Annotated in this window: 13 protein-coding genes; 7 read left to right on the top strand and 6 right to left on the bottom strand. The window is 74.1% G+C overall.

Features of this window, described 5'->3' with window-relative positions; genetic code table 11:
- Window positions 1-22: 22 nt before the first annotated feature.
- Window positions 23-889 carry a MerR family transcriptional regulator gene (locus ABZ714_RS09935; RefSeq protein ID WP_358824667.1) on the bottom strand — a complete coding sequence of 289 codons (867 nt, stop codon included), beginning with the start codon at window positions 887-889 and terminating at the stop codon, window positions 23-25.
- A gap of 757 nt (window positions 890-1,646) precedes the next feature.
- Between ABZ714_RS09935 and ABZ714_RS09930 the strand changes: the two genes are divergently transcribed.
- Window positions 1,647-2,744, top strand: a complete 1,098-nt coding sequence (locus ABZ714_RS09930; RefSeq protein ID WP_358824666.1) for a helix-turn-helix transcriptional regulator — start codon at window positions 1,647-1,649, stop codon at window positions 2,742-2,744.
- Between the two features lie 768 nt (window positions 2,745-3,512).
- Here the strand turns inward: ABZ714_RS09930 and ABZ714_RS09925 are convergent.
- Together ABZ714_RS09925 and ABZ714_RS09920 are read right to left on the bottom strand one after the other, a co-directional pair.
- On the bottom strand, window positions 3,513-4,178 hold the full coding sequence (locus tag ABZ714_RS09925; RefSeq protein WP_358824665.1) for a response regulator transcription factor: 666 nt from the start codon (window positions 4,176-4,178) through the stop codon (window positions 3,513-3,515).
- Window positions 4,175-5,446 carry a histidine kinase gene (locus ABZ714_RS09920; protein WP_358824664.1) on the bottom strand — a complete coding sequence of 424 codons (1,272 nt, stop codon included), beginning with the start codon at window positions 5,444-5,446 and terminating at the stop codon, window positions 4,175-4,177. Before ABZ714_RS09920 ends, ABZ714_RS09925 begins: the two co-directional genes overlap by 4 nt.
- Before the next feature lie 109 nt (window positions 5,447-5,555).
- Between ABZ714_RS09920 and ABZ714_RS09915 the strand changes: the two genes are divergently transcribed.
- Window positions 5,556-6,326: an ABC transporter ATP-binding protein gene (locus ABZ714_RS09915; RefSeq protein ID WP_358824663.1), complete on the top strand. Its 771-nt coding sequence runs from the start codon at window positions 5,556-5,558 to the stop codon at window positions 6,324-6,326.
- On the top strand, window positions 6,323-8,830 hold the full coding sequence (locus ABZ714_RS09910) for an ABC transporter permease (RefSeq protein WP_358824662.1): 2,508 nt from the start codon (window positions 6,323-6,325) through the stop codon (window positions 8,828-8,830). Before ABZ714_RS09915 ends, ABZ714_RS09910 begins: the two co-directional genes overlap by 4 nt.
- Window positions 8,831-9,074: 244 nt before the next feature.
- Here the strand turns inward: ABZ714_RS09910 and ABZ714_RS09905 are convergent, their stop codons facing one another.
- Both ABZ714_RS09905 and sph read right to left on the bottom strand, forming a co-directional pair.
- A complete protein-coding gene (locus tag ABZ714_RS09905; protein WP_358824661.1) occupies window positions 9,075-10,136 on the bottom strand; it encodes a S1 family peptidase in 1,062 nt (353 codons plus the stop codon).
- A gap of 243 nt (window positions 10,137-10,379) precedes the next feature.
- On the bottom strand, window positions 10,380-11,324 hold the full coding sequence (sph, locus tag ABZ714_RS09900) for a sphingomyelin phosphodiesterase (RefSeq protein WP_358824660.1): 945 nt from the start codon (window positions 11,322-11,324) through the stop codon (window positions 10,380-10,382).
- A 473-nt stretch (window positions 11,325-11,797) separates the two neighbouring features.
- On the opposite strand from sph, the gene ABZ714_RS09895 reads away from it, so the two are divergent.
- From ABZ714_RS09895 to ABZ714_RS09880, 4 genes are all read left to right on the top strand, one after another.
- Complete coding sequence (locus tag ABZ714_RS09895) at window positions 11,798-12,289, top strand: hypothetical protein (protein ID WP_358824659.1); 492 nt, start codon at window positions 11,798-11,800, stop codon at window positions 12,287-12,289.
- A 330-nt stretch (window positions 12,290-12,619) separates the two neighbouring features.
- Entirely contained in the window at window positions 12,620-14,665 is a 2,046-nt protein-coding gene (locus ABZ714_RS09890) for a Xaa-Pro dipeptidyl-peptidase (protein WP_358824658.1), read from the top strand.
- On the top strand, window positions 14,662-15,957 hold the full coding sequence (locus tag ABZ714_RS09885) for a M14 family metallocarboxypeptidase (RefSeq protein WP_358824657.1): 1,296 nt from the start codon (window positions 14,662-14,664) through the stop codon (window positions 15,955-15,957). The genes ABZ714_RS09890 and ABZ714_RS09885 overlap by 4 nt, the downstream gene beginning before the upstream one ends.
- 104 nt (window positions 15,958-16,061) lie before the next feature.
- A complete protein-coding gene (locus ABZ714_RS09880; RefSeq protein WP_358824656.1) occupies window positions 16,062-17,780 on the top strand; it encodes a BCCT family transporter in 1,719 nt (572 codons plus the stop codon).
- 468 nt (window positions 17,781-18,248) lie between these two features.
- Here ABZ714_RS09880 and ABZ714_RS09875 read toward each other — a convergent pair whose 3' ends face one another.
- Complete coding sequence (locus ABZ714_RS09875) at window positions 18,249-20,675, bottom strand: Tex family protein (protein ID WP_358824655.1); 2,427 nt, start codon at window positions 20,673-20,675, stop codon at window positions 18,249-18,251.
- Window positions 20,676-20,743 lie beyond the last annotated feature (68 nt).

Below are 20,743 nucleotides of genomic sequence, written 5' to 3'. Positions count from 1 at the left end.
GAAGCCGGGCCGGCCGCCCGCCTCACCCGCCCGACAGCGCGCCGGAGCCCGGGCCGGGCCCGGTACCGGTATCCGTGGCGGCCCCGGGCTCGGCGAAGGCGGTACGCAACTCCTCCTTCAGGGACCGCTGGAAGGCGGTGACCAGGGCCTGGACCACCAGAGGCCGGATCGGCGCCGACAGATTCCGCAGATCCTCGGCGGCACTCTCGGCGTCCGCCGGGCCCACCGCGTCCGCCCCGCCGTCCCGGCCGACGCCGCCGACCCCGCCCCGGTCCCGGATCGGCTGCCACACCTCGTCCCGGAGCAGCCGCGTCAGCTCGTACGCCACCGAACGGGCATGCTCCACCAGCACCGTCCGGGCGGCGAGAATCGTCTCGTACGGGATCGGGATGTCGAGCAGCTCCGCGGCCAGCGGCAACAGCCCCGGATCGACCCGGAACGTCCCCGGCTCCGGCCCCGGCGCCACCGCCCCCATCGCGGCCAGCCGCTCCACATCGGCGTCGTCGAGCGCCCGCCCCAGCCGCCGGGCCAGCCCGTCCCGGCTCACCACCTCGGCCGAGTCCGGCACCCAGGTCGCCACCAGCGCCCGGTGGATCGCCAGATCCTGCGCCCCGATATCCGGCGGCAACTGCTCCAGATACCGCTCGATCGCGGCGAGGGTCATGCCCTGCCGCTGCAACTCCTCGATCAGGGCGAGCCGCGACAGATGCTCGGGCCCGTAACGGCCCACCCGCCGCGGTCCGATCACCGGCGGCGGCAGCAGGCCGCGGGTCCCGTAGAACCGTACGGTCCGTACGGTGACACCCGCCCGCGCGGCCAGTTCGTCCACCGTCAGCGTCGGCCCGTCCACGCCGCCGGTCCCGTGGACCGCGGTGGTGCCGCCAGCCATTTCGCGCCTCACTTCCCCGGGCGTCGTCCACACCCCGGGTGGCACAGTATTGCTGTCTCACCGGCACTGTCGAAAGACCCGGGCCACTGTCAGTGGCGGTGCTTACGGTGGAGCCATGTCCACGATCGACTACATCCGTGGGGACGCCGACGCGGCAACGGAGCGGGTGGGGAGGGTGTTCCCCGGCCGGCGGTCCGCGGAGGGCGGACACCGGAGCGCTCCGGGCGGTGCCGGGTCTCCAGCGGCGGGCGACGGGCGCCTCGGCGGCGGCGTCCGGGGACTGACGGAGCCCCACCCCTCTCGCGGAAGAGGCGGGGCTCCGGTGGGCGCGGCTACGGTGCGGCCGGGGTGGTGGGGCCCGTCCGTGGTGCCGGGCCCGGGGACGGCCGGGAATCCCCGGGCCCGGATGCGTGGTGTCGGCGTTCCGGGCCCGGCGCGGCCGGGGCGGCGTGGCGCGTCCTCTTGCCGGAGGACGCGCGGCGGCCCTGTGAAGGCATCAACTCCTCGGGAGTGTGGCGGCGGTCAGGCGGTCGGTGTGGAGGAGGAACAGTGGTGCGACGACGGATCGAAACGGCGGACCGGCCCGGTGAGGGGCCGAGAGACGATCGCGTCGGTTCGGCGCGGCGACCTGTGGGGCGACGACGAGGCTCGGCTCCTCCTGGGGCCGGGGGAGCCGGGACCGATCATGTCGGCCGGCGATGGCCGAAGACATCCCAGTGAAGTGGGAGGTCGGCGGGCGCGCTCGTATGGTAGTCCCGTGACCTCGTTCCGTGATGTCGAACGCAGAACGCTGGGCGCCGTCGCCGAACTCGGCCGGGCGGGACTGCCGTTGGAGGTGTTCTTCCAGGAGGTTCACGAACTGCTCCGGCCCGTCCTCGGGTTCGACGCCGGGTGCTGGCACGGCGCCGACCCCGTCACGGGCTTCATCACCTCCACCGTCTCCACCGACCTCGCGCCCGAGGGGTTCGACCGGGCCGTGGAGCTGGAGGTCCGGTCCGACGACCCCACCCGCTTCCACGGCATCCGGGGCACCGGGCGGCTCGCCGACACCGTCCACCGGGCCACCGGCGGCCGGCCCGAGGAGAGCGTCCGCTACCGCGACCTCCTCCAGGGCTTCGGCTTCGCCGACGAACTGCGGATGAATCTCGACGCCCAGGGCGGCCGGTGGGGCGCCGCCGCCCTGATGCGGGGCGAGGACGCCCGGCCGTACGCCCCCCGGGAGATCCGGCTGGCCGAACGGGTGGCGCGGGCGGTCGCCGAGGCGCTGCGGGACGCCGCCGTCATCGCACCGGGCACACTCACCGGGCCCGCGCAGATCCCCGCCGTACTGGTCGTCGGCCCCGACGGGCGGCTGGTCAGCGCCGATCTGCAGGCCCAAGAGCTGCTGGCCGCGCTCACCGAGGACATGACCCGGGTCCGCGGGGTGCCGACCGCCGTCGTCGTGGTCGCCCAGCGGGCCCGGACCAATGCCGCGGCCGGACACCCGACCGCCCCTGCCGTCGCCCGGCTGCGCGGCCCCGCCGGGGAGTGGCTGTCACTGCACGCGTCCCTGCTCGACGGCCGCGCGGACGGCCGGGTCGCGGTGGTGGCCCAGCCCGCCTCCCCGCTCGATGTGATGCCCCTGACCCTGATGGCACACCGGCTCAGCGCCCGGGAACAGGAGGTGGCGCTGCACACCCTCCGGGGCCACAGCACCCAGGAGATAGCCCGTACGCTCTATCTCACCCCGGCGACCGTGCAGGACCATCTGAAGTCCGTCTTCACCAAAACGGGCGTCCGCAGCCGCCGCGAGTTGGTCGCCCTGCTGATGGCCCAGCACATGAGCGCCCTGGGAGCCGCCTCGGCCCGGGTGTGACGACGGGATTGTCGCGGGCCGGCCCGCCGCGCGGCCGGTCCGGATCCTGCCGGGGCTCGCGTGCCCCAGCGCCTCGGCCCTCAGGGGCACCGCCCCGAACTACCCGGACTGTGCCCAGCGTCTGCGGGTTTCGCCCGGCCTGCGGACCGTGGCCGGCTTGTCGTGCGGTTCCGCCCCCTATGCCTTCGGCGATGGGGGACTACCAGGGCCGCTCGACACTCTCCCCGGCGTCGCCCCTGGCAAGGGGCACCCGGCTCTCTGCGAGGGCGGTGAGGAGGGCAACCCAGGGGCGCTGGGGGTCCCCCCACGCCGCCAGGCGTAGGGGGCGGAACCGCGCGATCAGCCCACCACGGTCCGCGGACCGCGAAGAACACCAGGGTGCCGGGCGCGGCCCGGGTGGTTTCGGGGCGGTGCCCCGGAGGGCCGGGGCGCCGGGGGTCCCCTGGCAACGTACAGGCGGCGGGACTGCCCGGCACCGGCTGGTGGATCGGGGAGCCGTTCGTGCCCGAAGGGCTACGGAGGAGAGCGCGCGTGCCGGGCGTCGCGTGCCAGGCGCGACTTCCGGATACGCCCCAGGGGCGGAGCCCGCCGTGTGGACTTGCCCTCGGGGCCGGCGGTCGGGGCCTCGCGGGCGCACACACCGGACGCCGCTCACTCATCCGAGACGCCGGGGCGCCTGCCGCGCCCGAAGCGCTACGGGGGCGAGCGCGTACGGGGCGTCGTGTCCGGACCCGCCCGTGACGCCCGCGGGCCCACCGGCAGGGCTCGTCAGGGGGAGGCCGCGTCCCGGAGGTAGGCCAGGACCGCGCGGACCCGGCGGTGGTCGTCCGGTGCCGGGGGCAGGTCGAGCTTCTGGAGGATGCCCGCGATGTGCTTGGCGACCGCCGCGTCCGTCACGAAGAGCGCCCTGGCCACCGCCGCGTTCGAACGCCCCTCCGCGACCAGCGCCAGGACCTCCCGCTCCCGGGGCGTGAGCCGGGCCAGCGGATCGCGGCGGCGGGCCAGCAACTGGCGTACCACCTCGGGGTCCACCACCGTGCCCCCGGCCGCTACCCGGGCGATCGCCGCCATGAACTCCTCGACGTCCCCGATCCGGTCCTTCAGGAGATATCCGGTGCCCGCGCCCGGCCGGGCCGTCACCAGCTCGTCGGCGAAGGTCTGCTCCACGTACTGGCTCAGGACCAGCGCCCCCAGCGACGGCCGCAGCCGCTGGAGTTCCCGGACCGCGCGCAGCCCCTCGTCCCCGAAGCCCGGGGGCATCCGGACATCGGCGATCACCACATCGGGGTCGTGCGCCAGCGCCGCCGCCACCAGCGACGGCCCGTCACCGACGGCCGCGGCGACCCGGTATCCGAACCGTTCCAGCAGCCCCACGAGCCCCTCGCGCAGCAGAACCGAGTCCTCCGCGACGACCACCGTCAGCCCGCCGCTCATCCGCCCACCCCGCGACCGGCCGAAACGGCGCCCGCAGCCCCGACACCGGCCCCGGCATCCTGGAAGCCGTCCACCGCCCCCTCGACCGGGATCTCCACCCGCAGCCGGGTCGGCCCGCCGGGCGGACTCGACAGCAGCATCCGGCCGTCGACCGCCGCCACCCGGTCCGCCAGCCCCGTCAGACCCGTACCGCCGCCCGGGTCCGCCCCGCCGCGGCCGTCGTCCGAGACCTCCACCACCAGCGTGCCGCCCGTCAGCGCGCCGCCGACCCGGCAGCGTGCCGCGCCGCTGTGCCGGGCCGCGTTCGTCAGCGCCTCCGACACCGCGTAGTACGCCGCGACCTCCACCGACGACGGCAGCCGCCCCGCCAGCCGCAGTTCGAGATCGACCGGCAGCGGTGAGCGCCCCGCCACGTCCCGGACCGCCGCCGCCAGCCCCCGCTCGCTCAGTACCTGCGGATGGACGCCCCGGATCAGCTCCCGCAGTTCGGCCAGCGCGTCCTTCGCCATCCGGTGCGCCTCCGCGACCTCACGCGCCGCCCGGGACCCCGGCGGCAGATCGAGCCCCGCCAGCCCCAGCTTCACCGACAGCGCCACCAGCCGCTGCTGGGCCCCGTCGTGCAGATCCCGTTCGATCCGGCGGCGCTCCGACTCGTAGGCGTCCATCAGCCGGGCCCGCGACCGCCGCACCTCGCGCAGTTCGCCCTCCCGGGGCAGCAGAACCGCCCGGGCCACCATCGCCCGTGCCCCCGCCCACGCCGTCACCGGATACGCCGCCACCGGCACCACGAACACCCCGGCGACGGGACCCGCGATCCGGGCCCACAGCGGTGCCGACGGCTGAAGCGGCGCGGTCAGCAGAAACGCTGGCACGCCCCCGGCGACGATCAGCAGAGCCAGATCCGCCCAGCCCGCGGCGAGTACCGAGAGCGCCCCGTAGCCCGTGTCCCGCCACCCGGTCCGGCCCCGGTCCGCCGACGGCCTCCCGACCGGCTCCCGGGCCGCGTCCCGGTCCACCAGCCGCAGCCTGCGCCGCTCCAGCGGACCCGCGACCGCGACGACGAACGCGAGGACCGCGACCGAACCGCCCACCGCCACCCCCGGCCCCAGCCGGGACCGGGCCGCCAGCAGCCCGCCGACCGCCACCCAGCCGCCCACCCCCAGCAGCCCGCCGCCCAGGAGATACCCGGCCGACCGCCAGGGCCAGGACGTCAGGAGAAACCGCAGGGGCCGCCGGGTCAGCGCCTCCAGCGCCGTACGAGGAATCATCCCGCGACCGTATCCGCCGCGAAGACCCGGCACAGTAGTGCCAGATGGAGTACGAGAAGTAGTCCGGCGGCCCGTGTGCCGGAGCCGCCGCCCCGGTGGAATCGACGGCATGCCCACCGAAACCGTCCCGTCCCAGGCACCACCCCGCCCGCCCGTCGCCCTGCACGGCCTGACCAAGCGCTACGGCGCCGGAGACGGCGAGGTCACCGCCCTCGACGCCGTCGACCTGGCCTTCGCCCGAGGCACCCTCACCGCCGTGATGGGCCCCTCCGGATCAGGGAAGTCGACCCTGCTGCACTGCGCCGCCGGACTCGAACGCCCCACCTCGGGCCGGATCGTGATCGACGGCACCGACCTCGGCGGACTCGACGAGACCGGACTGACCCTGCTCCGCCGCGACCGCGTCGGCTTTGTCTTCCAGGCGTTCAACCTGGTCTCCGCGCTCACCGCCGAGCAGAACGTCGCCCTTCCCCTCCGGCTCGCCGGACGCCGCCCCGACCCGGCCGACGTCGCCCGCGCCCTCGCCGGCGTGGGGCTCGCCGACCGCGCCCGGCACCGGCCCGGCGGGCTCTCCGGCGGCCAGCAGCAGCGGGTCGCCATCGCCCGGGCCCTCATCGGGCGGCCCGCGGTGCTCTTCGCCGACGAGCCGACGGGCGCCCTCGACACCGTCACGTCGCAGACCGTACTCACCCTGCTCCGGGGGCTCGTGGACGACCGCCGACAGACCGTGATCATGGTTACCCACGATCCCGTCGCCGCCTCTTTCGCCGACCGGGTGGTGTTCCTCGCCGACGGCCGGATCGCCGACGAGACCACTTCCCGTACGGACGCGCCCGCCGTCGCCGCCCGGATGGCGACGCTGGAGGCCAGGACCCGATGACGATCCGCACCCGTGTCGCCTCCCGGACGCGCGACGCCCTGACCACCCGCCGCCGTAGCCGCGTACGCGCCCGGGACCCCCGCCGGGCGCTCCACACCTGGGCCGCGTTCCTCGCCCCCCTCCGTGAACGGCGTACCGCCTTCGCCGGGGCGTTCACCGCCCTCGCCGTCGGCGCCGCCCTGCTCACCGCGAGCGCCCTGATCCTGCTCTCCGGCGGCAGCGGAATCCCCGACCGCTTCACCGGCACCCCCGTCCTCGTCCACAGCGGTCCGCACGATCCGCTGACCTTCGACGAAGCCGCCCCCTTCGCGCCCCGCACCACCGAACGGCTCGTCCGGGAACTCGGGGCGCTTCCCGGAGTACGCGCCGCCGTCCCCGACCGCCCCTTCCCCGCCCAGGCGCTGCGCGCCGGACAGCCCGTCGGCGAGCAGCGCCCCGGCGACCTGGCGGGCAACTCCTGGTCGGCCGCGGCCCTCGCCCCGTACCGGCTGACTTCGGGACACGCCCCGGCGGCGGCGAACGAGGTCGCCGTCGACCGGTCCCTCGGCCTCGCGCCCGGACGGTCCGTCACCCTGCTCACCGCCGAAGGGCCCACCCCCTTCACCGTCTCCGGCACCGTCGACGGCCCCGGATTCCATGTCACCGACAGCCGGGCCGCCGCGCTCTCCGGCGGCGTCCGCGTCATCGGCCTCCTCCTCGACGGCGGCGCCGATCCGGCCGAAGTCGCCTCGGCGGCCCGGCGGATCGCCGGCGGCGACGGCCGAGTCCTCAGCGGTACGGGCCGGGAGGCCCTCGCGCCCGGCGCCGACGAGAAGACCCGCTGGATCGGCGGCCAGGTCGTCAGCGCCATGACCGGCCTCGCGGCCTTCGTCACCGTCTACGTCGTCTCCTCGGCCTTCGCCTTCACCGTCGCCCGCCGCCGCCGGGAGTTCGGACTGCTGCGGACCATCGGCGCCACACCCCGCCGGATCCGCCGCATGGTGTACGGGGAAGGGCTCGCGATCGGCGCGACGGCAGCCGCCACCGGGGTCCTCATCGGGACCGTCTACGCCCCCGATCTGGGCGCCCTGCTCGTGGACCACGGGTTCCAGCCGCGCGGATTCACCGTCGAACGGCGGCCGTGGCTCTCGGCGCTCGCCTTCGCCGCCGGGGTCGGAATCGCCCTCGCCGGAGTGTGGTCGGCGGCCCGGCGGGCCGCCCGGACCTCGCCCATGGCGGCCCTGCGCGAAGCCGCCGTCGACGACCGGCCCCTCGGACCGGCCCGGCTGGTCGCGGGCCTCGGCTGCACCGCCCTCGGGATCGGCGCCGCCGTCGCCGGAGCGTCCGCCGAACCCGCACGGATGATCACCCTCGCCCTCGGCGCGGGCGTCGGCCTGATCACGGGCGGGGCACTGCTGATGCCCGGCCTCGTCCCGCCCCTGGTGAAGGCCGCCACCCTGCCGTTCGCCCGGAGCCGGGGCGCCGTCGCGACCCTGACCCGCGAAACCGCCCTGACCTCCGTCCGCAGAACCGCGGCCACCATCGGACCCGTCTTCGCGACCGTCGCCTTCACCGTCCTGATCACCGCCAACACCGAGATGACCGCCGAATCCGCGAAGGACCACGAGGTGGCCGCCGTCACCGCGCACGCCACCGTCGTCCCCGACCGCACGGCCGGGCTCGGCGACGCGCAGGTCCGGCGGATCACGGGCGCCTCCCTGCTGCCGACCGTGGTACGCGGCGGGCCCGGGCGCGGCCCGATCGCGGCCGTCGGCATTGAACCGGGCCCGTACGCCGCGGTCCACGGCGCGCCGCGCCCCGTCAGCGGCGCCCTCGCCGATCTGGAGCGGCCCGGCACCTTCGGCACCAGCCGGTCCGGTCTCGCCGCCCTCGGCGCCCGCGCGGGCGAAGCCGTACTGCTGACCTTCGCGGACGGCACCGTACGGCGGCTGCGGATCGCCGTGGTCCTGGAGGACCGCGATCTGCCGTACGGGACAGCCCTGCTGGCCCGTGACCTGGTCCGGGCCCACGATCCGGCGGCCCTCACCAGCGCCGTCCACCGCACCGGTGCCGCCGTCGCGGTGGCGGGCGGGAAGGAGATCACCGTGACCGCGTTCGGGGGACGCGCGGACGCGGCGGAGAACCGGCTGATCGACGTCTTCACGGTACTGCTGGTGGCGCTCTCCGCCGGATACACCGGAATCGCCGTCGCGAGCACCCTGCTGACGGCCACCGCCGACCGAGCGCCCGATCTGCGGATCCTCCGGCGCTCGGGGGCGACACCCCGTCAGGTGGTGGGCGCCGTCGCGGCGGAGACGGCCCTGGTCGTCGCGATCGGCTCGGCCCTCGGCGGCCTCGCCGCCCTCCCGTCCGTCCTCGGAATCCGAGCGGGCCTGAGCGGCACACTGGGCGTCCCGGTGGAGCTGACCGTCCCCTGGCCGACGATCCTCGCGGCGGTCGCCGCGACGGGGGCGCTCGCGCTGGCGTCGTCGACGATCCCGGCATGGCGGCTCACCCGCGCGTAGGCTCCGCCTCGGCATGAGGGGTCCCGCAGCGCCTCGGCCCTCCGGGTGAGGCCCACGCCACCCGCCCGGCCGGGCGAATGTTGTCGGGCGACCGCGCGACAAGCCACAGGCGGTCCGCAGTCCGCCGACAGCAGCAGGTAGCCGGACGAGAGCCGGGTATTGGGACGGTGCCCGGAAGAGCCGTGGCGCTGGGGGCCACAGCACCGCCGGGCCCCTGGACCCGTACGGATCGCGGCGGCCGGGGTCAGTACACCTGGACCCCGTAGACCGAGAGCGCCTCCTTCACCGGCTGATGGATCGCGGAGCCGTTCGTGCCCGAGCAGCCCGAGCTGCCCGAGTGGATGCCGAGCGCCGTCGAGCCGGAGAAGTGCGCGCCGCCGCTGTCGCCGCCCGCCGAGCAGGCCGTCGTGCGGACCATGTTGTAGACCGGGCCGTCGCTGTAGTTGACGGTGACGTTCACGGCCGTGACGGTTCCGCCGGTCAGCTTGGTCGTGGAGCCGCTCTTCTGGAGCGACTGCCCGACGATCGCGTCCGCCGCCGAGGTGATGTCCTGGTAGCCGCCGTTGTAGAGGTTGACCGTGCCCGGCGGGACCTCGGAGCCGGTGTAGCGGACGATGCCGTAGTCATTGGTGGGGAAGCTGGTGCCCTCGCGGACCCCGATCTGCACCCCGCCGGCCGACCAGGTGGCCGCCGCGTTGGTGCAGTGGCCCGCGGTGAGCAGGTAGCGGGTGTTGTTGCCGACCACGTTGAACGCGGCCGAGCAGCGGTAGCCGCCGCCGTGGATGGCGTCCCCGCCGGTGACCTCCTGGGTGAACACCCCGGGGACGCGTTCGACGCGTACCGCGTCGCCGAGACCGGCCGTGACGGTCCGGAGCCGCCTCAGTTCCGCCGCGTCGAGGGACTGGTCGGCCTCGACGACGACCCGGTTGGCCGAGGGGTCGATGCCCCACGACGTGCCGGGGATCTTCGCCCGGGTCTCCAGGACGCCCATCGCGTCCTCCAGATCGGCCGTGGAGCGCGCCACGATCCGGGCCCGGGCGCCCGCCGCGCGGACCTCCGAGGCGGCGGAGGCGTCGGTCACGGCGACGACCAGCTCTCCCGTACGGCGGTCGAGGTACGACCCCGCGCCCCGGTCGCCCAACGACCCTTCCAGCCGGGCGTCGAGGGCATAGACGGCGGCCCCGGCGGCGACCCCGGGGCCCGGTGACGGTACGGGCTCCGCGGCGGCGGAGCCCGTACCGGCGCCGACGGCGGGCAGGGCCAGCAGGAGGGAAAGAACGATCCGCGCACCGAACGTGCGTCTCATGGGGGGAGTCTCCTTCGCAGCGATCCTCGGCTGGTATGTGGGGGTTTGCGAAGATCAGTGTGGACCGGACACAGGCCGGGCCGCCGGATCAATGTGACATGGGCCTGTCATTTCAACAAGGGCGCGTGGAGGTGCGGATGGGGCTCACGGGAGGCCGTGAGCGCCGGGCGCCCGACGGTCCGTCACCCGGGCGGCTGAACCCTCGCGGTGCCGGGACCGCCCCCGTCCGCCGTGGCGCGCCGCTCAGCGCCCGGAGCCGATCACCGGATAGTGGTCCGACAGATGGGTGTAGGTGTACGTCCGCCCCCGGCTGGTGACGCTCCACGGCGCGGCCCGCTCCGCCACGACCTCATTGGTCCACTCGGCGGGCCGGGCGTGCCCCGCGCGCAGGAGGACGTGGTCGAGGTCCTCGCGCGGGTCGTCCGGGTAGCGCTCGGCCGCGATCGAGTTCTCCCGGGTGTCGAAGGAGTACGGCAATCCGGTCCTGCGGTCCTCCGCCACCAGCCCCGCGTCGGCGAGCATCGACGCGTACTCGGCGGAGTGCCGGTCCACATTGAGATCGCCCGCCACCAATACCTGCTCGGCCGCGGGGATGGCCTTGGCGCCGAGGAAGGCGTCCAGCTCCCGGAACTGCCGGGCGCGTACCGTCGCCGCCCGGCCCGGGGCGCAGCCCGGGTCCGTCGACTGGGCATGGGTCCCCACCACATGGACCCGGGCGCCGTCGACGTCGAGGACGGTGTAGACGAAGCCCTTGTTCGACCACCAGTCCCCGCCGCACGCGTCCCGGTAGACGTACTGCTCCTGGCGGACCACCGGCCACTTGCTGAGGACCGCGACCCCGCCGTCCTCCGGGGTGGTCGCCGAATACGCCCCGCCCGTGGCGTCCCAGCCGCTCCGGCTCCGGCCCAGGACCGGCGTCCGGTACGGATACTCCGCCGCCGCCCGGTTCATCAGCAGCTCCGACGAGGAGTTGTCGAACGCCTCCTGGACGACGACCACGTCGTGGTCGCGGAAGAAGGGCGCGGCGGCGGTCTCCCGGGCCCGGTGGTCCTGACCCCAGTGGGGGTAGAGCGCCTTGCTGAAGAGGAATGTGTTGTAGCTGAGCACGCTCAGGGCCGGGGTCCCGGCGGGCGTGTCGGCCGCCGCCGCGGCCGGGGGAGCCGTCGCCGGCAGTCCGGCGGCGAGCACGGCCGATACGGCTCCGGCCGCCGCGCGGCGGATCCCGCGAGCCCGGCGGGGCGCACGGGACGTACGGGGTATCCGGGGCGAGGGGGCGCCCGGAGCGCCGGACGAAGACGAGGACGGAGAGGAATGCGAAGACGAAGAGGAAGACGGAGAGGAGATGACGGCGGGGCGAGGGGAACGCGGCACGATGACTCCTGGGTCGGGGTGCGCGGGCGAAGGGCGTCGAATCCATCCAATCAGCCGTGGTTACCGTCAGGTAATGACCAGGTGCCGGGTTCCTTGCGGGCAAAGGTAGGATCGAGATCAGCCCGCCGTCGCGTCACGCGCCCGTGGGTGCGGCGCAACCCATCGGCGGCCGACCGCCCCGCCCTCCGGCGGACCTCGGAGGGCACCGGCACACGCCGATGGGCAGCCGAGAACCCGACGAACGCTGTCGACACGCTGACGGACACCTACGGACAAGGCAGGACGAGCCCTTGAACGACAAGCTTCTTCCCCTCGACATCGGTCCGCTGAACCCCACGGGCTGGGGTCTGGTCATCGGATTCGTCTCCTTCGCGATCGTCTACGCCGTCCTCGCCGGCCGGCTGCTGCCGCGCGCCGCCGCGATCATGGCGGAGCGCGAGGCGAAGACGCAGGGCGTCATGGACGCCGCCGACGAGGTCCGCACCGAGGCCGAGGAGGTCCGCGCCCAGCGCGAGGCGATCCTGGCCGAGGCCCGCCACGAGGCCGCCCACACCCGCCAGCGGGCCCACGAGGAGGGCACCGCCCTGATCGCCGCCGCCCGCGAGGAGGGGCTGCGCGAGAAGGAGCGGATCATCGCCGAGGGCGCCGCCGCGATCGAGGCGGAGAAGGTCGTCGCCGAGGCCGCGCTCCGGAACGATGTCGACAACTGGGCCCACTCGCTCGCCGAGCGCATCGTCGGCGAGCCGGTCCCGGCCCCGTCCGAGGGCCGCGCCAACGGCTGATCCGGCGCACTTCACCCGCGACGCCCGCGCGGGGAACGGAAACGTTCCCGGCGCGGGCGTCGCGCTGTTCCGGGGCGATGCGGGTTGAACCCCCGGCCGGGCGTCCCGCCTCTCGCCGCCGGGCGCCGGCTGCCGGGTGACTCGTAGGACTCGTACCGGCCAGGCGGTCGTACGGCCGCCCACCCCGGCCCCCGGCATCCCGGGTCCCGATCGGCTATCCCGACAAAAACGGATCAATCACCGCCTCACCCGTCGCTGAACTCTCTGACGACCCCCTGACCTCACCGTCGCCCTCTGTCGCTCCACGGCTCCGGGGAGTACCGTCCGGCCATGCCGATACGTGCGCGGGGAACCCGCTTGACGTACAGATCGCTGCTCGCCGCCTCCGTCGCCGCCCTCACGGCGCTCGCCCTCACCCCGGTGGGCGCCGTGGCCGCCCCCGGATCCGGGGCCGGAACCGGGGCGGCCGAAACCCGGGAGTCCTGGGACAGCCGGGAGTCCCGGAAGATCCGCGAGAGCAGACCCGTCTACTCCTACGCCGCCGCGATCCGGGAATCCGTCTGGGTCGACACCCGGATCGACGGGGACGGGGACGGCCGGACCGACCGGGTCGCCGTCGACATCGTCCGCCCCCGGGAGGCCGCCGCCCAGGGCCGCCGGATTCCGGTGATCATGGACGCCAGCCCGTACTACTCCTGCTGCGGCCGGGGGAACGAGAGCCAGCGCAAGACGTACGACGCCGACGGCAAGCCGGTCCAGTTCCCGCTTCACTACGACAACTACTTCGTACCGCGCGGCTATGCCTTCGCCGCCGTCGATCTGGCCGGGACCAACCGCTCCGACGGCTGTGTCGACATCGGCGGCCGGTCCGACGTCCAGTCCGCCAAGGCCGTCGTCGACTGGCTCAACGGGCGGGCCCGCGGCTACACCACCCGTACCGGCGGCGAGCGGGCCGGGGCCGACTGGTCCACCGGCCGTACCGGCATGATCGGCAAGAGCTATGACGGCACCGTCGCCAACGGTGTCGCCGCCACCGGCGTCGAGGGCCTGGAGACCATCGTGCCCATCGGCGCGATCTCCAGCTGGTACGACTACTACTTCGCCAAGGGCGCCCCCCTCTTCGGCACCGGCCCGGACCGGCTGGCGCGCGCCGTCGAGAGCCCCGAGGCCGTGAGCCGCTGCGGAGCCGTCAAACAGCGGCTGGTCGAGGGCGCCCCGCGGAGCGGCGATCACACCGGCCTCTGGGCCGACCGGGACTACGTGGCCGATGCCGCGAAGGTGCGGGCCAGCGTCTTCGCCGTCCACGGCGCGCAGGACCTGAACGTCCGGAGCAAGCACTTCGGCCAGTGGTGGGACGCCCTGGCGGAGGCCGGGGTCGAACGGAAGGTCTGGCTCACCCAGGCCGGTCATGTCGACCCCTTCGACTTCCGCCGGGCCGAGTGGGTACGCACCCTGCACCGCTGGTTCGACCACTATCTCCTCGGCTACGACAACGGCATCGACGACGAACCCATGGCCGATGTCGAACGCGCCCCCGACCGCTGGACCACCGACCGCGTCTGGCCGCCGCGCGGCACCCGGGCCGCCCTGCTCAGGCCCGGAAACGGCGCCCGGCCGGGAGTCGGCACCCTGAGCCGGACCCCGGCCCGGCCCGGCGCCACCGAGACCTTCACCGACGCGCCCCGGCTGGACGAGATCGACTGGGCGAAGGCGATCGACCGGACCACCACCGCCAAGACCGGCTTCATCACCGCGCCCCTCACCCGCGATCTGCGGCTCTCCGGCTCCGGCACGGTCACCGTGACCGCCACCCCGACCACCACCAGCGCCCATCTCACCGCCGTCCTGGTCGACCTCGGCCCGGCCACGATCCGCGACTACGCGGGACCAGACGAGGGCATCGTCACCCTCGACGAGCGCACCTGCTGGGGCGAGAGCGCCCCCGGTGACAGCGCCTGCTACAAGGAGACCAGGGCGGACGCCGCCGAGGTCGACCTCACCGTCTTCAGCCGGGGCTGGGCCGACCTCGGCAACCACGCGTCCCCGGCCGTCGGCGAACCCCTCACCCCCGGCGCGAAGCACACGATCACCCTCGATCTGCACACGGCCGACCACATCGTCCCGGCCGGACACCGGCTCGCCCTGATCATCGCGGGCACCGACCGCCATCTGATCGAACCGCCCGCGAGCACCCCCACGCTCACCCTCGACCTCTCCCGCACCGGCGCCCGGCTGCCGTTCGTCGGCGGCTCCGCCGCCTTCACCGCCGCCACCGCCGGAGCCGCCGACCGTACCGCGCCGCGTACGGCCGCTCCGTCCGACTCCGTCGAAGGCCCCCGCCCCGTCGACCCGATCCCCGGAGACCAGCACCGATGAACCCCCGTATCCGCGCCCTCGTGGTGGGAGCCGCCTCGGCCGCGCTCGCCCTGCCGCTGCTCGCCGCCCCCGCCCACGCCGCCCACGACGACACCCCGCGCCCGCCCCGGACCGAGTTCGAGACCACCGGCGGCACCCGCTGGACCGGTCAGCCCGAGGAGCAAGCCTTCCTCACCGCCGTCGCCCGCGCCGGCGACCGGGTCTCGATCGCCCGGATCGGCACCACCGAGCAGAACCGGCCCATCCAACTCGTCGGCGTCGGCAACCGGCACGCCGCCAACAAGGTCCTGCTGATCTGCTCCCAGCACGGCGACGAACCCTCGGGCCGCGAGGCATGTCTCTCCACCGTCCGCGATCTGGCCTTCGCCCGCGACCGCGAGACCCGGCGGCTGCTCGACCGGACCCGGATCCTGGTCGTCCCCACCGCCAACCCCGACGGCCGGGCCGCCGACACCCGGGGCAACGGCGACGGCGTGGACGTCAACCGCGACCATCTCGCCCTGAGGACCGCCGAGGCCCGGGCGATCGCCGCCGTCGTCCGCGACCACCGCCCCGACGTCGTCTACGACCTGCACGAGTACGGCTCCACTCCGCGCTACTACGACAAGCAGCTCTTCGACCTCTGGCCCCGCAACCTCAACACCCATACCCGGGTCCACGAGGAGTCGCTGGCCCTCTCCGGCGCGTACGTCCGCCCCGCCGCGCACGACGAGGGATACACCACCGGGACGTACGGCATCTGGACCGACCCCGAGACCGGGGCGCCGATCCGGCAGGTCGCGGGCGACGGCCAGGAACGCATACTGCGCAACGCCACCGGGGTGAAGAACGCCGTCGGGCTGCTCATCGAGAGCCGGGTGGACGCCATGACCCCGGAGGAACTGGCCGACGAGTCGGTCAACAACCGGCGCCGGGTGGCGAGTCAGCTCGCCGCACTCGACGGGCTCTACTCCTTCACCGACGAGCGGCGCGCCCGGATCGAGACGGCCACCACCACCGCCCGGCTCACCGGACTGCGCGACCGGGGACCGGTCTACCTCGGCGGCGCCGACAACGACCCGGCGACCGAGGCGGAGACCCTGGCGGATCCGCCGTGCGGCTACCGGCTCGCCCCGGCCCAGTGGGCGGACGTACGGGACGAACTCGCCCTGCACGGCGTGGTCGCGCTGCCCGGCCGGGACGGCGCCGCGTTCGTACCGCTGCGGCAGTCGCAGCGCGCCCTGGTACCGCTGCTGCTGGACGCGCGTGCGACCTATCACCTGACACCGGGACAGCCGGTCACCGACTGCTGAACCGGGCCGGGCCCGAGGGGCCCGTCGTCCCGGGCGGCACGGGACACCTGTGGTAGGGCATATCCCAGGCGAAACGGATTATCCGGACAGTCTTCGCCTACCGCATGAAAGGTGTCCCTGTGTCGCACGGACCAACGCCCGACGACCGGGGGGCCCGGTCGGTCACGCCCGAGCCCCCCGGACTGCCCCAGCCGCACGGGAGACCCGTCACGGACCGGGTCGTCTTCGGTGTCACCGCCGTTCTCACCCTCGCCTTCGTCGTCTGGGGCGCGGTCGCCACCGACTCCCTGGAGAGCGTCTCGACCACCCTGCTGGACGGTCTGATCAAGAACGGCGGCTGGGCCTTCGTCCTCGCCGCCTCCGGCTTCGTGGTCTTCGCCCTCTGGCTGGCCATCAGCCGGTACGGCCGGATCCCGCTCGGCGAGGAGGGCGCGGAGCCCGAGTTCCGTACCGTCTCCTGGGTCGCCATGATGTTCAGCGCCGGTATGGGCATCGGGCTGATGTTCTACGGAGTCAGCGAGCCGCTGGCGCACTTCCTCTCGCCGCCGCCCGGCACCTCGCCCCAGTCCGCGGGCGAGGCGATGCAGATCGCCATGGCCACCACCCTCTTCCACTGGACCCTCCACCCCTGGGCGATCTACGCGGTCGTCGGCCTCGCCATCGCCTACAGCACCTTCCGGCGCCGCCGCCGGCAGACCATCAGCGCCGTCTTCGTTCCCCTGATCGGCGCCCGGCGCTGCGAGGGCGGCATCGGACGGCTGATCGACATCCTGGCGATCTTCGCCACCCTCTTCGGCTCCGCCGCCTCCCTCGGGCTCGGTGCCCTCCAGATCGGCAGCGGCTTCACCGAACTCGGCTGGCTGGACACCGTCGGCACGGCGCTGCTGGTGAGTGTGATCGCCGTACTCACCGCCGCGTTCGTGCTCTCCGCGATCTCCGGGGTGGAACGCGGCATCCAGTGGCTCTCCAACACCAATATGGTGCTCGCCCTGATCCTGGCGCTCTTCGTCTTCATCGCCGGGCCCACGATCATCGTCCTCGATCTGCTGCCGACCTCCATCGCCGCCTACTTCGCCGAACTGCCCCAGCTCGCCGGGCGGACCGAGGCGACCGGCGGCAAGGCCGTCGCCGACTGGCTCAGCAGCTGGACCGTCTTCTACTGGGCGTGGTGGATCTCCTGGACCCCGTTCGTGGGCATGTTCATCGCCCGGATCAGCCGTGGCCGGACCATCCGCCAGTTCATCGGCGGGGTGATCCTGGTACCCAGTACGGTCAGCCTGGTCTGGTTCGCGGTCTTCGGCGGCACCGCGATGAAGCTCGCCGAGCGGAAGCGGATCGGTGACGAAGCCACCCCCGAGGCCCAGCTCTTCGCCGTGCTCCAGCAGTACCCGGTCGCCACAGCCAGCAGCATTCTGGTGATGATCCTGGTCGGGATCTTCTTCGTCTCCGGCGCGGACGCCGCGTCCGTGGTCATGGGCACCCTCTCCCAGCACGGCACCTTCGAACCGGCCCGGCTGGTCGTGGTGTTCTGGGGCATCGTCACCGGCGCCGTCGCCGCGATCATGCTGCTGATCGGCAACGGGCAGGGCGACGCGCTCGCCGGGCTGCAGAATCTGACGATCCTGGTCGCCGCGCCGTTCGTGGTGGTGATGATCGGGATGTGCGTCGCCCTGATGCGGGACCTCCGGCACGACCCGCTGATCGTCCGGAAGGAGGTCGGCACCGAGGCCGTGGAGTCGGCGGTGATCGCCGGACACGAGAAGTACGACGGCGACTTCGAGTTCCGGATCGGACCGGGCGCGTCGGGGCCGCCCGGCGAGTGAGGGCCCGCTTCAGCAGCCCGCCGGGCCGGGGACCGCTCCCCGGCCCGACCCCCGTCAGTCCGCGGTGCCTGCGGCGCTGGGGGGACCCCCGGCGCCTCGGCCCTCCGGGGCGCCGCCCCGAACTGCCCGGGCCGCGCCCGGCGGCCTGATGTTGTCAGCGGGTCCGCGACCCGCCTGTAGCTGGTCGCGCAGTTCCCCGCGCCACTGAACGCTATCCCCGGCACCGCCCCTGAAAAGGACCTCGGCCCGTTGAAGAGGGGCCTGCCGCTTCACGAGGCCGGTCAGGAAGGCGACCCAGGGGCGCGGGGAACTGCGCGACAAGCCACAGACGGCATGCAGTCGAAACTCCTCCGGAGGAGGCACTACCCCCTCCCCGGAGGGCGCCCCCTTCCCGAGGGGCGATAGTCAGGGGGGGGCACCTGCCCGGCCGGTCATGCGCGGCGGGCAGGTGCACCGGTGGCGAGAGAATCAGCGGCGGCCGCGGTCCTGGCCCGTGAGGCCCGCGCGGCGGAGGGCGTCCGCCATCGCGCTGTTGGCCGGGGGCGGGGCCTGGCGGTCACGGCTCCGGCCGCCACCGCCACTCCCACCGCTCTGGCCGCCGCCACCCCCGCCGCCGCGCCGCTGCTGACGCCCGCCCCGGTCGCCGCGGTCGCCCCGGTCCTCGCGACCGCCCCGGTCACCGCCCTGACGCGGAGCCCGGCCGCCCGACGCGTCGTCGTCGAGCCGCAGTGTGAGGGAGATCCGCTTCCGCGGGATGTCGACGTCGAGGACCTTCACCTTGACCACGTCGCCCGGCTTCACCACGTCCCGGGGGTCCTTGACGAACGTCTTCGACATCGCCGACACATGCACCAGACCGTCCTGGTGGACGCCGACGTCGACGAACGCGCCGAACGCGGCCACATTCGTCACCACACCCTCCAGCACCATCCCCGCCGCCAGGTCGCCGATCTTCTCGACGCCCTCCTTGAAGGTGGCGGTACGGAACGCGGGCCGCGGGTCGCGCCCCGGCTTCTCCAGCTCCCGCAGGATGTCGGTGACCGTCGGCAGACCGAAGGTCTCGTCCACGAAGTCGTCGGCCCGCAGCGACCGCAGCGTGCCCGTATCGCCGATCAGGGCCGCCACCTCCCCGCCGGTCGCCTTCACCATCCGCCGGACCACCGGATACGCCTCCGGGTGGACGCTTGACGCGTCCAGCGGGTCGTCGCCGCCGCGGATCCGGAGGAAGCCCGCGCACTGCTCGTACGCCTTCGGACCCAGCCGGGCCACGTCCTTGAGCGCCCGGCGGGAGCGGAACGGGCCGTTGGCGTCCCGGTGCGCCACGATGTTCTCGGCGAGCCCGGCACCGATCCCCGACACCCGGGACAGCAGCGGCGCCGAGGCCGTGTTGACGTCGACGCCGACGCCGTTCACACAGTCCTCGACGACCGCGTCGAGGGAGCGGGAGAGCTTCACCTCGGAGAGGTCGTGCTGGTACTGGCCGACGCCGATCGACTTGGGGTCGATCTTCACCAACTCGGCCAGCGGGTCCTGGAGCCGCCGGGCGATCGACACCGCCCCGCGCAGGGAGACGTCCAGCTCGGGAAGTTCCTGAGAGGCGAACGCGGACGCCGAGTAGACCGACGCCCCCGCCTCCGAGACCATCACCTTCGTCAGCCCCAGCTCCGGATGGCGGGCGATCAGGTCGGCGGCGAGCTTGTCCGTCTCCCGCGACGCGGTGCCGTTGCCGATCGCGACCAGCTCGACCGCGTACTCCTTCGCCAGCCGGGCCAGCGTCGCCAGGGACTCGTCCCAGCGGTTCGCCGGTACGTGCGGATGGACCGTGTCGACGGCCACGACCTTGCCCGTCGCGTCGACCACCGCCACCTTCACCCCGGTACGGAAGCCGGGGTCGAGCCCGAGCGTGGCCCGGGTCCCCGCGGGCGCCGCCAGCAGCAGATCGCGCAGATTGGCCGCGAACACCCGGACGGACTCGTCCTCGGCCGCCGTCCGAAGCCGCAGCCGCAGATCGATCCCGAGATGGACCTGGATCCGGGTCCGCCACGCCCAGCGGACCGTGTCCCCGAGCCACTTGTCGCCAGGACGGCCCCGGTCGGCCACCCCGAAGCGGTGGGCGATCGCGTTCTCGTACGCCGTCGGGCCCGGGTCGTCGGAGGGCGCGTCCGGCTCCAGCGCCAGATCCAGCACCTCCTCCTTCTCGCCCCGCAGCAGCGCCAGCACCCGGTGCGACGGCAGTTCGGTGAAGGGCTCCGCGAAGTCGAAGTAGTCGGCGAACTTGGCCGCCGGACCCTGCGTCGCGTCCCCCTTGCCCTCGCGGACCTTCGACGCCAACCGCCCCCGGGACCACATCCGCTCACGCAGCTCACCGATGAGGTCGGCGTCCTCGGAGAACCGCTCGGTGAGGATCGCCCGCGCGCCCTCCAGCGCGGCGGCCGGGTCGGCGACGCCCTTCTCCGCGTCCACGAACGCCGCCGCCGCGGCCGCCGGCTCCACCGACGGGTCCGTCAACAGGCCCTCGGCCAGTGGTTCGAGACCGGCCTCCCGGGCGATCTGCGCCTTCGTCCGCCGCTTCGGCTTGAACGGCAGATAGATGTCCTCCAGCCGGGCCTTGGTGTCGGCGGCCAGGATCCGCGCCTCCAGCGCCTCGTCCAGCTTGCCCTGCTCCCGTACGGAGTCCAGGATCGCCGACCGGCGCTCCTCCAGCTCCCGCAGATACCGCAGCCGCTCCTCCAGGGTGCGCAGCTGGGCGTCGTCGAGCATCTCGGTCGCCTCTTTGCGGTACCGCGCGATGAAGGGCACGGTCGACCCGCCGTCCAGCAGCTCCACGGCCGCCCTGACCTGCCGTTCCCGTACGCCGAGCTCCTCGGCGATCCTGCCTTCGATGGACATCGTCACGGTTCCCCGACTCGCCTTCTGCTCCTGGCTGTGCTTGCGTCTGCATTCTGCCAAACGGCCCGCTTTCG

The sequence above is a fragment of the Streptomyces sp. NPDC006798 genome (genome assembly GCF_040635975.1).
Lineage (GTDB): Bacteria > Actinomycetota > Actinomycetes > Streptomycetales > Streptomycetaceae > Streptomyces.
This window is presented reverse-complemented; position numbering and strand designations above follow the sequence as displayed.